Annotated in this window: 11 protein-coding genes; all 11 read left to right on the top strand. The window is 71.7% G+C overall.

What is annotated here, in order from left to right; translation table 11 throughout:
- Positions 1-63 precede the first annotated feature (63 nt).
- Positions 64-1,473, top strand: coding sequence for an extracellular solute-binding protein (locus tag KV394_RS03320; RefSeq protein ID WP_136033371.1), 1,410 nt, complete (start codon positions 64-66; stop codon positions 1,471-1,473).
- 2 nt (positions 1,474-1,475) lie between these two features.
- Positions 1,476-2,423, top strand: a complete 948-nt coding sequence (locus tag KV394_RS03315) for a carbohydrate ABC transporter permease (RefSeq protein WP_240744632.1) — start codon at positions 1,476-1,478, stop codon at positions 2,421-2,423.
- On the top strand, positions 2,420-3,274 hold the full coding sequence (locus KV394_RS03310; RefSeq protein WP_205812745.1) for a carbohydrate ABC transporter permease: 855 nt from the start codon (positions 2,420-2,422) through the stop codon (positions 3,272-3,274). The genes KV394_RS03315 and KV394_RS03310 overlap by 4 nt, the downstream gene beginning before the upstream one ends.
- A complete protein-coding gene (locus tag KV394_RS03305; RefSeq protein ID WP_136033373.1) occupies positions 3,274-4,347 on the top strand; it encodes an ABC transporter ATP-binding protein in 1,074 nt (357 codons plus the stop codon). The genes KV394_RS03310 and KV394_RS03305 overlap by 1 nt, the downstream gene beginning before the upstream one ends.
- Positions 4,347-5,603 carry a CehA/McbA family metallohydrolase gene (locus tag KV394_RS03300; protein WP_247982300.1) on the top strand — a complete coding sequence of 419 codons (1,257 nt, stop codon included), beginning with the start codon at positions 4,347-4,349 and terminating at the stop codon, positions 5,601-5,603. The genes KV394_RS03305 and KV394_RS03300 overlap by 1 nt, the downstream gene beginning before the upstream one ends.
- Positions 5,604-5,642: 39 nt before the next feature.
- Positions 5,643-8,330 (top strand): glycoside hydrolase family 38 N-terminal domain-containing protein, encoded by a 2,688-nt coding sequence (locus tag KV394_RS03295; RefSeq protein ID WP_247982299.1) that lies wholly within the window; start codon positions 5,643-5,645, stop codon positions 8,328-8,330.
- A gap of 66 nt (positions 8,331-8,396) precedes the next feature.
- Positions 8,397-9,353 carry a 5-dehydro-2-deoxygluconokinase gene (gene iolC, locus KV394_RS03290; protein WP_247982298.1) on the top strand — a complete coding sequence of 319 codons (957 nt, stop codon included), beginning with the start codon at positions 8,397-8,399 and terminating at the stop codon, positions 9,351-9,353.
- 1 nt (position 9,354) lies between these two features.
- On the top strand, positions 9,355-10,254 hold the full coding sequence (locus tag KV394_RS03285; protein WP_206252520.1) for a Cgl0159 family (beta/alpha)8-fold protein: 900 nt from the start codon (positions 9,355-9,357) through the stop codon (positions 10,252-10,254).
- A 15-nt stretch (positions 10,255-10,269) separates the two neighbouring features.
- Positions 10,270-11,787 (top strand): CoA-acylating methylmalonate-semialdehyde dehydrogenase, encoded by a 1,518-nt coding sequence (locus KV394_RS03280; RefSeq protein WP_247982297.1) that lies wholly within the window; start codon positions 10,270-10,272, stop codon positions 11,785-11,787.
- 38 nt (positions 11,788-11,825) lie between these two features.
- Positions 11,826-12,737: a 5-deoxy-glucuronate isomerase gene (iolB, locus tag KV394_RS03275; RefSeq protein ID WP_247982296.1), complete on the top strand. Its 912-nt coding sequence runs from the start codon at positions 11,826-11,828 to the stop codon at positions 12,735-12,737.
- On the top strand, positions 12,737-14,647 hold the full coding sequence (iolD, locus tag KV394_RS03270; protein WP_247982295.1) for a 3D-(3,5/4)-trihydroxycyclohexane-1,2-dione acylhydrolase (decyclizing): 1,911 nt from the start codon (positions 12,737-12,739) through the stop codon (positions 14,645-14,647). The genes iolB and iolD overlap by 1 nt, the downstream gene beginning before the upstream one ends.
- Positions 14,648-14,690: the final 43 nt, after the last annotated feature.

Below are 14,690 nucleotides of genomic sequence, written 5' to 3'. Positions count from 1 at the left end.
CCATCCCGCAACACCCGAATCCGAGCGCCACCGCTCGGCGATCAACGACAAGAAAGGTCGGAAATGGTCACGCAAGGAAAGCGCCGCCTGCTCGCGGCGTTCGCCCTCACCACCGTCGGTGCGGTCGTGCTGGCCGGCTGCTCCGGAGGATCGGAGCCCGAGGCCGAGGAATCGACGGGGCCCGTCACCCTGACGCTCACCACCAACTCCATCACGGGAGGCAAGAACGCCGCCGAGGCCGACTGGATCGCGGACTGGGTCGTCCCCGAGTTCGAGAAGGCCATGGAGGAGGACGGCAAGGACGTCACCGTCGAGTTCCAGCCGCAGGGCGTCGACGACGAGGACTACAAGACGAAGATCGCCCTCGACCTGCAGTCCGGCAAGGGCGCCGACATCATCGGCATGGACGGCATCTGGGTCGGCGAGTTCGCCGAGGCCGGCTACATCAAGCCGCTCGCCGAGGTCGGCGGCGACGCCGTGGACGACTGGGACGGCTGGGGACAGATCCCCGACGCCGTGCAGAGCGCGCTGTCGTTCGACGGCGACCGCTACGGGGTGCCCCAGGGCGCGGACGGCCGGGTGCTCTACTACAACAAGGACCTGTTCGCGCAGGCCGGCCTCGACGAGGACTGGGCGCCGGAGAGCTGGGACGACATCCTCGATGCCGCGAAGGACCTCAAGAAGATCGAGGGCGTGACGCCGATCCAGCTCAACGCCGGTACCGCGATGGGCGAGGCCACGACCATGCAGGGCCTGCTCCCGATGCTCGTCGGCACCGGCGAGCAGGTGTACGAGGACGGCAAGTGGATCGGCGCCACCGACGGCATGCAGGAGGTGCTCGACCTCTACAAGACGATCTACGTCGATGAGGGCCTGGGCGACCCCGTGCTGCAGCAGGAGGCCTCCGGCCGCGACACGTCGTTCCAGCTGTTCGCCGAGGGCAAGATCGGCATCCTCCTGGAGGGCGACTACTTCTGGCGCTCCGTGATCAACCCCGCGGAGGGTGTGGGCACCGCGCCCATGGCCAACCGCGACGAGGTCGTCGGCTACGCCAAGATCCCCGCGGTCGAGCCCGGCGAGGGCATCAAGGGCCAGGACTTCGTGTCGATGTCGGGCGGCACCGGCCGCGTGCTCAACCCGAACTCGAAGCACGCCGAGCTGGCGTGGGAGCTGCTCGCGTTCATGAACTCGCCCGAGGCCTACGAGGCCCGTGCCGCCGGCACGCTCGCGATCTCGCCGCGTGACGACGTGAACGAGAAGCTGCTGTCGTCCGACCCGATGCTGACGTTCGTGAGCCAGGAGGTGCTGCCCATCACGGCGTACCGCCCCGGTCTCGCCGCGTACCCGCAGGTGTCGGTGCTGCTGCAGCAGGCCACGCTCGACGTCGCCACCGGAACCTCGGTCGACGATGCGCTGAAGACCTACGTCCGTGGTCTCGAAGGCGTCGTGGGACCGGACGCGATCTCCGAGTGACCATGACGAATGCAACCATGCCGGCGGGGAGCGTCCGCGCTCCCCGCCGGCGCCGCGCGGAGGACGTCGCCGGTCTGGGGCGCGCCAGGGCGACGCTGTTCGCGGCCCCCGGGCTCCTCCTGATCGGCCTGTTCCTCCTCTTCCCCGCGATCTGGACCGTCTACCTGGGGATGACGAACTACCGGCTCACCGGCTTCGCGGCCGCCAACCCGCAGTTCGTCGGCCTGGACAACTTCTCCACCGCACTGAACGACCCGCGGTTCTGGAACTCCCTGTGGCTCACGCTCGTGTTCGTGCTCGTCTCGGGCATCATCGGGCAGACCGTGCTCGGATTCGCGCTGGCGTGGATGCTGCGCAACGTCCGTCCCGGCGTCAAGACCTTCATCGAGACGCTCGTGCTCGCGGCCTGGGTCATCCCGGCCTCGGTCGCCTCGTTCCTGTGGCTCGCCCTGCTCGACCGCCGCACCGGCACGCTCAACGCCCTGCTCGGCACCGAGGGTGCCGCCTGGCTGATCGAGCATCCGATGGAGTGCATCATCATCTTCAACATCTGGGTCGGGACCGCGTTCTCGATGCAGCTGTTCTCGTCCGCCATCAGCGCCGTGCCGCCGTCGCAGCTGGAGAGCGCCCGCATGGTCGGCGCCAACACGTGGCAGCAGCTGCGCGACGTGATCCTGCCCAACATCAAGGGGCACCTGCTCACCAACACGCTGCTGATCACGCTGTGGACGTTCAACACGTTCACGCCGTACCTGCTGACCGCGGGCGGCCCCAACGGGCAGACCGACATCCTCTCGGTGTACATCTACCAGACCGCGATCCCGGGCGGACAGCTCGGCCTCGGTGCGGCGATCTCGCTCATCATGCTCCTGATCAACCTCGTGATCGCGCTGATGTACACGCGCGTCTCCCGGGGTGCGAATCCGAAGAAGAAGAAGGTGCGCTCATGATGTCGACCATCAAGACCGTCGCGCGCGACCGGTCCGTGACCCACTTCGTCTCGCGCATCCTGTTCACGCTCGTGCTCGTGATCGTGTCGCTGTTCTTCGCGCTGCCGATGGTCTGGCTGATCCTCGCACCGTTCGACGCGACCCCGTCGCTGACCGTGTCGTGGCCGGACTGGACGCTCGACAACTTCGCGCGCCTGGCGGAGAACCCCTACGCGCTGAAGTCGATCCTGAACTCGCTGATCCTCGGCGTGGGCACGATGGCGCTGGTGATCGTGCTGGGCGCGCTGGCCTCGTACGCCATGAGCCGCATCAACATCCCCGGCCGCGACGGCATCCTCTACGGGCTGCTGCTGCTGTCGTCGATCGTGACGGGGACCGCGGCCATGGTGCCCACGTTCCAGCTCATCAACCAGCTGCAGCTCATCAACACGCACGTCGGGGTGATCCTCGTGCTCGCCGGCGGCATCCTGCCCACCGTGATCTTCATCCTCAAGGACTTCATGGACTCGATCCCGAAGTCGTACGAGGAGTCGGCGCGACTGTACGGCGCAGGTCCCTTCCGCATCCTGAAGGACGTGGTCGTGCCGATCGCCCGACCCGGGCTCGCGTTCATCGCGATCTGGACCATCGTGCAGGTGTGGGGCAACTTCCTCGTCCCGTTCCTGCTGCTGCGCACGCCCGACATGCAGCCGGCCGCCGTGCTCATGTACACGTTCTACACCGAGAGCGGCCAGGCCGACCTGCGGCTCATCTCCGCGTTCTCGCTGGTCTTCTCGGTGCCCGTCCTCCTCATCTACTTCTTCGTCAACCGCCGCTACGGCTTCCGCTTCCACGGAGGGATCAAGTCCTGATGGCCGCCATCACTGCAACCCAACTCGTCAAGGAGTACCCCGGCGGGGTGCGCGGCGTCGACAGCGTCGACGTCGAGATCGCCGACGGCGAGTTCTTCGCCCTCCTCGGTCCCTCCGGCTGCGGCAAGACCACGCTGCTCCGCTCGATCGCCGGCCTGGAGAGCATCACGTCCGGCCGCCTCACGATCGGCGACAAGGACGTCACGAACGCCGAGCCGGGTGAGCGCGGCGTGGCCATGGTGTTCCAGGACTACGCGCTGTTCCCGCACATGGACGTGGCCGACAACATCGCCTACCCGCTGCGCATCCGCCGCGTCGCGAAGAACGAGCGCCGCACCACGGCCGAGTCGGTCGCGAACGGCCTGTCGCTGAACGGCCTCATCGAGCGTCGCCCCGGCCAGCTCTCGGGCGGGCAGCAGCAGCGCGTGGCCCTCGCCCGCGCGGTCGCCACGCGGCCCGACGTGCTGCTCCTGGACGAGCCGCTGTCGAACCTCGACGCCCGGCTGCGGCTCGAGGCGCGCACGTTCCTCAAGGAGCTGCAGCGCGACCTCGGCGTGACCACCGTGTTCGTGACGCACGACCAGGCCGAGGCGCTCGCGCTCGCCGACCGGATCGCGGTCATGAAGGCCGGGAAGCTGCAGCAGATCGGCTCGCCGCGGGAGATCTTCCACCGCCCCAACAACACGTTCGTCGCGGGGTTCATCGGCTCCGTGCCCATGAACCTGCTGGAGACCACGGTCACCGGCGGCCACGTGCGCATCGGCGACACCGACGTGCCCGTGCCCGCCGAGGCTGCCGCGGACGTGCGCGACGGGCAGGCCGTGAGCTGGGGCATCCGCCCGGAGTACGTGCGCTGGTCGACCGAGCCCGTCGCCGACGGCATCGCCGCGGAGGTCGTGGTGACCGAGACCCTCGGTGCGACCAGCCTCGTGCTGGTGAGCTCCGGCGACCACAAGCTGCAGGTCGTCGTGCCCGAGGAGCTCGAGCCGCAGCCGGGCGACCGCGGCTGGATCGTGCCGCAGCGCAACCGCGCCCTGCTGTTCGACACCGAGACCACCGAGCGGATCGGCTGATGGCCGCGATCCGCACCACCCTGCGCCTCACGCACGAGATCCAGAACGCGGACCGCTACGTGCGCGTGCCGTTCGAGGTGCCGCCCGGCACGGGCTCGCTCGAGGTGCGCCTGTCGTACGACACCGAGGCGGCCGTGATCGACCTCGGCTGCGAGGGTGCGGCGGGGTGGCGCGGATGGTCGGGCGGCTCGCGGCAGGACTTCGTGATCCGCACCGACGACGCCACGCCCGGCTACCTCCCCGGTCGCCCGGAGGAGGGGGAGTGGCACGTGATCCTCGGCGTGCACCGGCTCCCCGCGGGCGGGACCGACGCGACCGTCGAGGTGCTGCTCCCCGCGGAGTCGGGCATCGACCACGGCCCGGTGCCCGCGCGGATCGACGGGGTGCCCCGGGGGAGCAGCCGCGAGCTGCCCGCGGACGCCGGACTGCGGTGGTACGCGGGTGACTTCCACGCGCACACCCTGCACTCCGACGGGCACGAGAGCATCGCGGGGCTCGCGTCGCTCGGGGTGCGGGCGGGCCTGGACTTCCTGTCCGTGACCGACCACAACACCACCAGCCACCACGCGCACCTCCCGGTCGTGGGTGCGCAGCAGGGCATCACGCTGCTGCCCGGCCAGGAGGTCACGACTCACCGCGGTCACGCGAACGCGTTCGGCGACATCGGCTGGATCGACTTCCGCCGTCCGGCGCAGGAGTGGGTCGACGAGGTCGAGCGCCGTGGCGGTGTCCTCAGCGTGAACCACCCGATCTCGGGCGACTGCTCGTGGCTGCACCCGCTGGAGCGCACGCCCCGGGCGATCGAGCTGTGGCACTCCACCTGGTACCGCGAGCTGATCGCCACCTCGCCCCTCGCGTTCCACGAGCGCTGGGACAAGGGGGCCGTGCTGCTGGGAGGCGCCGACTTCCACATGCGGAGTCAGGGTGTCGGCCCGGGCACGCCCACCACGTGGGTCGCGGCGGAGGACGACTCGGCCGAGGCGATCCTCGCCGGGGTCGCCGCCGGCCGCACCGCGATCATGGGCGGCGTCGCCGTGCGCGACGGCCTCACCGTGCCCGAGCTGTTCACCGCGCCCGTGCTGCTGCGCGTGGACGGCGACCTGCTCGCGATCGACGCCGACGGGCTCATCCTCGTCGACGGTGCGGGCGAGCGTCGTGCCGTGCACGGCGACCGCGCCTCCTTCTCCGGCGATCCCGCCGCCGGCCCGTACTACCTGCTGCACCCCGACCGCAGCATCGCCGCCCTGTGCGCCTGAGCGCCGCCCGAACCCCCCGAGATACAGGAGTCCCCGCCCGTGAGCAGTGAGATCGTCGTCGTCCCCCACACCCACTGGGACCGCGAGTGGTACGAGCCGCACGACGTGTTCCGCCTGCGGCTCGTGCACATGCTCGACCGCCTGATCGGCATCCTCGAGGCGGAGCCGTCGTACCGGTTCACGCTCGACGGGCAGGCCGCGGCCATCGAGGACTACCTGGAGATGCGCCCCGACATGCGCGACCGCGTGGTGGCACTCGTCGAGAGCGGGCAGCTGAGCATCGGCCCCTTCCTGATCCTGCTCGACGAGTTCGGCTGCGACGGCGAGACCATCGTGCGCAACCTGGAGCTCGGCCGCGGCGCGAGCGCCCGCCTCGGCCGCACCATGCCCGTCGGCTACCTGCCCGACATGTTCGGCCACGCGGCGCAGATGCCGCAGATCCTGGCGGGCTTCGGCATCCGGCACAGCGCCCTGTGGCGCGGCGTGCCCGGTGACGTGCAGGAGCACGCGTTCTCCTGGGTCGCGCCCAACGGCGACGCGGTGCGCTGCGAGTACCTGTTCGACGGCTACGGCAACGGCCTCGACATGTTCGCCCTGCCCGGTCAGCTCCCCGCGCTCGCCCCCGACTACGCCGCCCGCACCGCGTCGTGGTACGGCGACGACCCCGTGCTGGCGATGCTCGGCACCGACCACTCCGCGCCCCCGGAGGACCTGGCCGAGGTGATCCGCGACTACGACGCGGCCGGCGGTGAGCCCCGCCTGTCGATCGCGACGCTCGACGAGCACCTCGCGCGCTACGCGACCGATGCGGACGCGCTCGCCGCGCTGCCCCAGGTGCGCGGGGAGATGCGCTCGCACGCCCGCGGCAACCTGCTGCCCGGCGTCTTCTCGATCCGCACGAACCTCAAGCGCGAGATGGCCCGCTCGGAGCAGGCCCTCGCCGCGGCCGAACGGCTCGACCTGCTGTACGGCACGCGCGACCACCGTTCGTTCTTCGACACGGCGTGGTACCGCCTCGTGGAGAGCACCGCGCACGACTCGGTCACCGGCTGCGGCGTCGACAGCACCGCGGAGCAGGTGGGCACCCGCATCCACACGGCCGGGCACATCGCCCGCGGCGTGATCGACAGCGTGCTGCGCGACCTGGCGGTGTCGGTGAGCCCCGCCCAGCACCTGGTGTTCAACCCGTCCGGCTTCGCCCGGCGCGCGCAGGCGGAGGTCACGCTGCACGGTGTGGAGCCCGCCGCCCTCGCCCCCGGCGTGCAGGTGCTCGACCCGCTGCCCACGGTGCTGGGCGACGAGCAGTTGCGCACGGCCGACCTGCCCAAGCTCCTGCGGCGCATCCACGGGCGCGAGCTGTTCGGGCAGCAGATCAACGGCTACGCGTGGGGCGAGCGGTCGCTGCGCTTCGAGGTGGCCGAGAGCCCCCGCGGGGTGTGGGATCTGGCCGCGTTCACGGTCGAGCTGGAGGAGCGCGTGGCCGCCGATGCCGCCGGCGAGGACCTGTGGCACGTGGAGACCATCGCGGATCCGCGGCACCGGGCGCTGCTCGCGGTCGACCTCGGCGGTGTCGCGCTGGCGGCCGTGTCGGAGACCTCGGCCCCCGCGCCCCTCGACCCCGTGCGGGTGACCGCGACCTCGCTGTCGAACGCGGCGCTGACCGCGACCGTGAACCCCGACGGAACGGTGCGCATCGACGGCGCGGACGGCACCGCGATCGACGGTGCCCTGGCCCTGGTCGACGAGGGCGACTGCGGCGACTCGTACAACTACGGACCGGTCGACCCCGCCTCCGCCGTGACCGCCCCGGCATCGGTCGAGGTGACGGTGGTCGAGGAGGGGCCGCTGCGCGGGCGACTGCGCATCCGCCGGGTGTACGACCTGCCGGAGCGCCTGGACGCCGACCGTCGTCGCAGCGCCGCGACCGTGCCGCTGGTGACCGAGACCACGGTCGAGCTGCGCGAGGGCGAGGGCTTCCTCCGGGTGGGCATCGACTACGTCAACACCGCGTCCGACCACCGGCTGCGGGTGCTCGTGCCCACCGGGGCCGCGGGGCTGGAGTCGTCGCGCAGCGCCGGTCAGTACGGGCTCACGGTGCGCGGGCGCGAGGCCGAGGGCGGCTGGGGCGAGTTCCCGCTGCCGACCTATCCCGCGTACCGGTTCGCCGCGGCGGGCTCGACGGCGGTGCTGGTGCAGAAGCTGTCGGAGTACGAGCTCGTCTCGACCGCGGGGGAGCAGGACGCCCTCGCGGTGACGCTGTCCCGCTCGGTGGGGATGATGAGCGTGAACCTGCACCCGCTGCGCGATGAGCCGGCCGGCTCCGAGATCCCGGTGCCCGGCGCGCAGTACCTCGGGGTGCCGGTGCACACCGAGCTGGCGATCCTGGTCGGTGCCGACGATGCGACGGCGGTGCGGGCGTCCGACCTGTTCCGGCACGAGCCGCTCGTGGTGCGGGGCACCGGAGAGACGGACGGGCCGCTGCCGGAGCCCGCGTTCCGTGCGGAGCTGTCGGGTGACGTGGTGCTCGAGTCGGCGCGACGCGTGGACGACGAGGCCGAGCTGCGCTTCGTGAACTACCTCGACGGCGAGCGCGACCTGGCGTTCGCGGCCGAGGGTGCGTGGGCGCGTACCGATCTGCGCGGTGAGGTGCAGGAGGACGCGCTGGACACCCGCGGTGCGCGAGTGGCGGGCGGCGGCGTGGTCAGCCTGCGGCGCGCGATCCGGTGACGGCCGCACGGGTGGGAGCGCAATAGTGCTAATGTTAGGACAAATGCAGCGAGAGGAGGCGGGGCGATGAGCCAGCGACCACGGGCGACCGAGATCCTCAGCATCGGACGCCTCGGCGTCGACCTGTACCCGCTGCAGGACGGCGTGGGGCTCGGCGAGGTCACGAGCTTCGGCAAGTACCTCGGCGGCAGCGCCGCCAACGTCGCGGTCGCCGCCGCCCGGTACGGCCACGACACCGCGCTGTTCTCCCGTGTGGGCGACGACCCGTTCGGGCAGTACCTGCGCGACGAGCTGGAGCGCCTCGGGGTGTCGAGCCGGTTCGTCGCCACCGACCCCGACTACAAGACCCCGATCACGTTCTGCGAGATCTTCCCGCCCGACGACTTCCCGCTGTACTTCTACCGCGAGCCGTCGGCGCCCGACCTCCAGCTCCGGCCGGACGACGTCGACGCCGACACCGTGCGCGACACGGCCCTGGTGTGGTTCACCGCGACCGGCCTCAGCGAGGACCCCAGCCGCACGACCCACCTGGAGCTGCTGGAACAGCGCGGCCGCCGGGCGCACACCGTGTTCGACCTCGACTACCGCCCGATGTTCTGGGAGTCGGCCGAGGCCGCACGCCCGTGGGTCCAGCGGGCGCTGGGCTTCGCCACGGTCGCCGTCGGCAACCGCGAGGAGTGCGAGGTCGCGGTCGGCGAGACCGATCCCGAGCGCGCCGCCGACGCCCTGCTCGACCGCGGCGTGGAGCTCGCGATCGTGAAGCAGGGCCCCCGCGGCGTGCTCGCCAAGACCGCCACGGAGCGCGTCGAGATCCCGGCGCGACAGGTCGCCGTGGTCAACGGCCTCGGGGCGGGCGACGCGTTCGGCGGTGCGCTGTGCCACGGGCTGCTCGCCGGGTGGCCGCTGGAGAAGACCCTGACGTGGGCCAACGTGGCGGGCGGCATCGTCGCCGGCCGCCGCGAGTGCTCCACGGCGATGCCGACCGAGCGCGAGATCGCGGAGGTCGTGAACGGAGATGCGTGACATGACAGCACTGACGCAAGAGGACTTCGAGCGACTGCGCACCGTGCGGGCCGAGTCCCCCCGGGCGATCCGCGAGCTGCTGGCCGCGCGTCGTCGCCGCGACATCATCCGCGGCGACGGACGGCTGTTCATCATCGCGGCCGACCATCCCGCACGCGGAGCCCTCGCGGTGGGCGCGGAGCCCTACGCCATGGCCGACCGCTACGAGCTGCTCGACCGGCTCGCGATCGCGCTGCGCCACCCGGGCGTCGACGGGGTGCTCGGCACGCCCGACATCATCGATGACCTGGCCGTGCTCGGCCTGCTCGACGACAAGATCGTGGTCGGCTCGATGAACCGCGGCGGGCTGCGGGGTGCGAGCTTCGAGATGGACGACCGCTACACCGGGTACGACGTGCCGGCGATGGTGGACTCGGGCATCGACTTCGCCAAGGCGCTGCTGCGCGTGAACCTCGACGACGACGGCACGGCGCCGACCCTGGCCTCCACGGCCGACGCGGTGACCGCGGCGGCCCGCGCCGACCTGCCGATCATGCTCGAGCCGTTCCTGAGCCGCCGCGTCGACGGCCGTATCGTCAACGACCTCAGCCCCGACGCCGTGATGCTGTCGATCGCCATCGCGAGCGGTCTGGGCGCCAGCAGCGCGAGCACGTGGCTCAAGCTGCCCGTGGTCGACGACATGGAGCGCGTGCTCGCCGCGACCACCCTGCCCGTGCTGCTGCTCGGCGGCGACGCGGGTGCCGACCCCGACGACACGTTCTCCTCGTGGGAGGACGCCCTGTCGCTCCCCGGCGTGCGCGGCCTCACGGTCGGCCGCACGCTGCTGTACTCCGCCGACATCGACGTGGCCGCGGCCATCGACGTCGCCGCCTCCCTCGTCCACCCCGGCCTGTCGGCCTGATCCCGAAGGACCCGCATGAGCTCCGACACCCCCGTCATCGGCCACTGGATCGACGGTGCCCCGCACGCCTCGACCAGCGGGCGGACCGCCCCCGTGTTCAACCCCGCCACGGGCGCCGAGACCGCCAGGGTCGCGCTCGCCGACGAAGCCGAGATCGCCGCGGCCCTCGCGTCCGCGGAGCGCGGTTTCGCGGAGTGGAGCACGTGGTCGATCGCGAAGCGGCAGGGCGTGCTGTTCGCGTTCCGGGAGCTGCTGAACGCCCGCAAGGGCGAGCTCGCCGCGATCATCACCGCCGAGCACGGCAAGGTGCTCTCCGACGCGATGGGCGAGATCCTGCGCGGCCAGGAGGTCGTGGAGCTGGCGACCGGGTTCCCGCACCTGATCAAGGGCGCCTACTCGGAGAACGCCTCGACCGGGATCGACGTGTACTCGCTCAAGCAGCCGCTGGGTGTCGTGGGCATCATCTCGCCGTTCAACTTCCCGGCGATGGTGCCGATGTGGTTCTTCCCCGTGGCGATCGCGGCGGGCAACGCGGTGGTCCTCAAGCCGAGCGAGAAGGACCCGTCCGCCGCGCTGTGGCTGGCCGAGCTGTGGGCCGAGGCGGGGCTGCCCGCCGGGGTGTTCACGGTCCTGCAGGGTGACAAGCAGGCGGTCGACGGGCTGCTGCACAGCGACACCGTGCAGTCGATCTCGTTCGTGGGATCGACGCCCATCGCGCAGTACATCTACGAGACGGCGTCGCGCACCGGCAAGCGCGTGCAGGCCCTCGGCGGTGCGAAGAACCACATGCTGGTGCTGCCGGACGCCGACCTCGACCTGGTCGCGGATCAGGCCGTGAACGCGGGCTTCGGTGCCGCGGGCGAGCGCTGCATGGCCGTGTCGGTCGTGCTGGCGGTGGATCCCGTCGCGGACGAGCTGATCGCGAAGATCACCGAGCGGATCGCGACGCTGCGGGTGGGCGACGGCGCGGGCGACGGCACCGGCGAGCCCGACATGGGCCCGCTGATCAGCGCGGAGCACCGGGCGAAGGTCTCCGGCTACGTCGACATCGCGGAGGCCGACGGCGCCCGCATCGTGGTGGACGGCCGTGGCCTGACGGTGGACGGGCGCGAGGACGGCTTCTTCTTCGGCCCCACCCTGATCGACGACATCCCCACCGACTCCCGCGCCTACACGGAGGAGATCTTCGGCCCGGTGCTCTCGGTCGTGCGGGTCGAGACGTTCCAGGAGGGCGTCGACCTGATCAACTCCGGGCGCTTCGGCAACGGCACCGCGATCTTCACGAACGACGGGGGAGCGGCCCGCCGCTTCCAGCACGAGGTGCAGGTGGGCATGATCGGCATCAACGTGCCCATCCCGGTACCCGTCGCCTACCACTCGTTCGGCGGGTGGAAGGCGTCGCTGTTCGGCGACGCCAAGGCGTACGGTGTGCACGGGTTCGACTTCTTCACCCGCGAGAAGGCCGTCACCAGCCGCTGGCTCGACCCCGCCACCCACGGCGGCATCGACCTCGGCTTCCCGCAGAACCGCTGACGACACCGACCATCCGATCGACACCGACAGGAGGCGCCATGACCGCGAACGATCCGTGGTTCCACCCGCGCGGTGCCCTCGGCCGCGACGGCTGGGAGAGCGTGGTCGACGAGGCGCTGCCGGGGTGGGCGCACACGGGCCTGCGCGTGGGCGTGCTCGCGGACGGGGAGAGCCTCGCGCTCGCCGAGTCCGGGGTCGAGCGCATCGTCGTCCCGCTCGCGGGCTCCTTCACGGTGACGCACACCGAGGGCGGCGCGACGACGGAGACGACCCTCGCCGGACGGACCTCCGTGTTCCACGGTCCCACCGACGTGCTGTACCTCTCGTGCGCCGCGACCGCGGTGATCCGCGGGACCGGACGGGTCGCGGTGGCCTCCGCCCCGACGACGGTCGTGCATCCCACCCGGCACCTCCGCGCCGATGAGACCCCGGTCGAGCTGCGCGGGGCGGGGCGGTCGAGCCGGCAGGTGCACAACTTCGGCACCCCGGCGACCCTCGACGCGGAGCGCCTGATCGTGTGCGAGGTGCTCACTCCCGCGGAGAACTGGTCGTCGTACCCGCCGCACAAGCACGACGCCCATGTGCCGGGGCGGGAGTCGCGCCTGGAGGAGATCTACTACTTCGAGGCCGCGCCCACGCGTGACGGCGGGCGGGCGGCGTCGGCCGACGCGGCGTTCGGGATGTTCGCCACCTACTCCTCGGACGCGGGCGACATCGACGTCTCGGCGATGGTGCGCACGGGCGATGTCGCGCTCGTGCCCTACGGCTATCACGGGCCAGCGGTCGCCGCCCCCGGCTACGACCTCTACTACCTGAACGTGATGGCCGGTCCCGACCCGGAGCGCTCGTGGCTCATCACCGACGACCCCGCGCACGCGTGGGTGCGCGACAGCTGGAGCGGGCAGGACATCGACCCGCGGCTTCCCTATCGAGCAGAAGGAGCGCAGTGATGCGGACGAGGCGGATGACGGTCGGCCAGGCGCTGGTGGAGTTCCTGGCGCAGCAGTGGACGGTCGACGGCGAGCACCGCGAGCGCACGATCCCCGGCATGTTCGGCATCTTCGGGCACGGCAACGTCGCCGGTCTCGGGCAGGCGCTGCAGCAGTACCACCTCGAGCAGCCGGAGCTGATGCCGTACCACCAGGCGCGCAACGAGCAGGCGATGGTGCACCAGGCCGTCGGGTTCGCACGGATGCACCGCCGCCGCGCGACGTTCGCCAGCACGGCCTCGGTGGGCCCCGGCGCCACGAACATGCTCACCGGTGCGGCCCTGGCGACCACCAACCGCCTGCCCGCGCTGCTGCTCCCCAGCGACACCTTCGCCACGCGCGTCGCCGACCCGGTGCTGCAGCAGCTGGAGCGACCGCACGACATCGGGCTCACGGTCAACGACGCCTTCCGCCCGGTGTCGGTGTTCTTCGACCGGGTGCAGCGGCCGGAGCAGCTGTTCTCCGTGGCGCTCGCCGCGCTGCGGGTGCTCACGGATCCGGCCGAGACCGGGGCCGTGACGATCGCGCTGCCGGAAGACGTGCAGGCCGAGGCGCTGGACGTGCCGGTCGAGTTCCTGCAGGAGCGGGAGTGGCACGTGCGCCGGCCGCTGCCCGAGCGCGGACCCCTGGCCAGGGCGGTCGCCGCGATCCGCGGAGCGCGGCGGCCGTTCCTCATCGCGGGCGGCGGTGTGCTGTACTCCGAGGCGGAGGGCGCGCTGCGCGACTTCGTCGAGGCGACCGGCATCCCCGTCGGCACGACCCAGGCGGGCGGCGGCGTGCTGCCGTGGGATCACCCGCAGTACCTGGGCGGGGTCGGCGCCACCGGCTCCACGGCCGCGAACCGGCTCGCGGCCCAGGCCGACGTGATCATCGGCGTCGGAACGCGGTACAGCGACTTCACGACGGCGTCGAGGTCGGCCTTCCAGCACCCCGACGCGGTGTTCGTGAACGTGAACGTCGCCCCGTTCGACGCCTACAAGCACGGCACGCAGCTGCCGGTGATCGCCGACGCCCGGGAGGCGCTGGAGGCGCTGACCGCCGAGCTGCGCGGCACCCGCGTGCGCACGGAGCTCGCCGACGAGGCCGCCGCGCAGAAGCGGGAGTGGGACGCGACGGTCGACGCCGCCCTCGCCCCGACCGGCCGCGAGCTGCCGGGGCAGCCCGAGATCATCGGGGCGGTGCGGGCCGAGGTCGCGGACCGGGATGTGATCGTGCAGGCCGCGGGCTCGCTGCCCGGCGACCTGCACAAGCTGTGGCGCGTCAGCGACCCGCTCGGCTACCACGTGGAGTACGCCTTCTCCACGATGGGCTACGAGATCGCGGGCGGGCTGGGCGTCAAGCGCGGCCTGGAGGCGGCGGGCGACGACCGCGACGTGGTGGTGATGGTCGGCGACGGCTCCTACCTCATGCTCAGCTCGGAGCTCGCGACGGCGGTGGCGGAGGGCATCAAGCTCATCGTGGTGCTCATCCAGAACCAGGGCTTCGCGTCGATCGGGCACCTGTCCGAGACGGTCGGGACGGAGCGCTTCGGCACCAAGTACCGCCGGTACGACGCGCAGGCCCGCAGCTTCCAGCACGGCGACGTGCTGCCGGTAGACCTCGCCATGAACGCGCGCAGCTACGGCGTCGACGTGATCGAGGTCGCCCCCGGTCCCTCCGCGATCGAGGACCTGCGGGCGGCGGTGCGCGCGGCGAAGGCGGCGGAGCGCACGACCGTGATCCACGTGGAGAGCGACCCCACGGTCTACGCGCCGGACGGCGAGGGCTGGTGGGACGTGCCGGTCGCCGAGGTCGCGTCGACCGACAGCGCCCGGCGGGCCCGCGCGGAGTACGAGCAGCAGCGCACGGCGCAGCGCCCGCTGCTCGGCTGATCCGGCCCAGCCGCCTCCCACCCGGCCCCCGGTATCCTGGAAG

It is taken from the genome of Microbacterium sufflavum, assembly GCF_023101165.1.
In the GTDB taxonomy this organism is placed as follows: domain Bacteria; phylum Actinomycetota; class Actinomycetes; order Actinomycetales; family Microbacteriaceae; genus Microbacterium; species Microbacterium sufflavum.
The sequence above is the reverse complement of the archived record's forward strand: the minus strand, read 5'-3'. Positions and strand labels throughout refer to the sequence as shown.

Bases quoted from the DNA above. Each gene is read 5' to 3' on its own strand.
- KV394_RS03320 (WP_136033371.1), top strand. From the start codon at position 64: ATGGTCACGCAAGGAAAGCGCCGCCTGCTCGCGGCGTTCGCCCTCACC.
- KV394_RS03315 (WP_240744632.1), top strand. From the start codon at position 1,476: ATGACGAATGCAACCATGCCGGCGGGGAGCGTCCGCGCTCCCCGCCGG.
- KV394_RS03310 (WP_205812745.1), top strand. From the start codon at position 2,420: ATGATGTCGACCATCAAGACCGTCGCGCGCGACCGGTCCGTGACCCAC.
- KV394_RS03305 (WP_136033373.1), top strand. From the start codon at position 3,274: ATGGCCGCCATCACTGCAACCCAACTCGTCAAGGAGTACCCCGGCGGG.
- KV394_RS03300 (WP_247982300.1), top strand. From the start codon at position 4,347: ATGGCCGCGATCCGCACCACCCTGCGCCTCACGCACGAGATCCAGAAC.
- iolC (WP_247982298.1), top strand. From the start codon at position 8,397: ATGAGCCAGCGACCACGGGCGACCGAGATCCTCAGCATCGGACGCCTC.
- KV394_RS03285 (WP_206252520.1), top strand. From the start codon at position 9,355: ATGACAGCACTGACGCAAGAGGACTTCGAGCGACTGCGCACCGTGCGG.
- KV394_RS03280 (WP_247982297.1), top strand. From the start codon at position 10,270: ATGAGCTCCGACACCCCCGTCATCGGCCACTGGATCGACGGTGCCCCG.
- iolB (WP_247982296.1), top strand. From the start codon at position 11,826: ATGACCGCGAACGATCCGTGGTTCCACCCGCGCGGTGCCCTCGGCCGC.
- iolD (WP_247982295.1), top strand. From the start codon at position 12,737: ATGCGGACGAGGCGGATGACGGTCGGCCAGGCGCTGGTGGAGTTCCTG.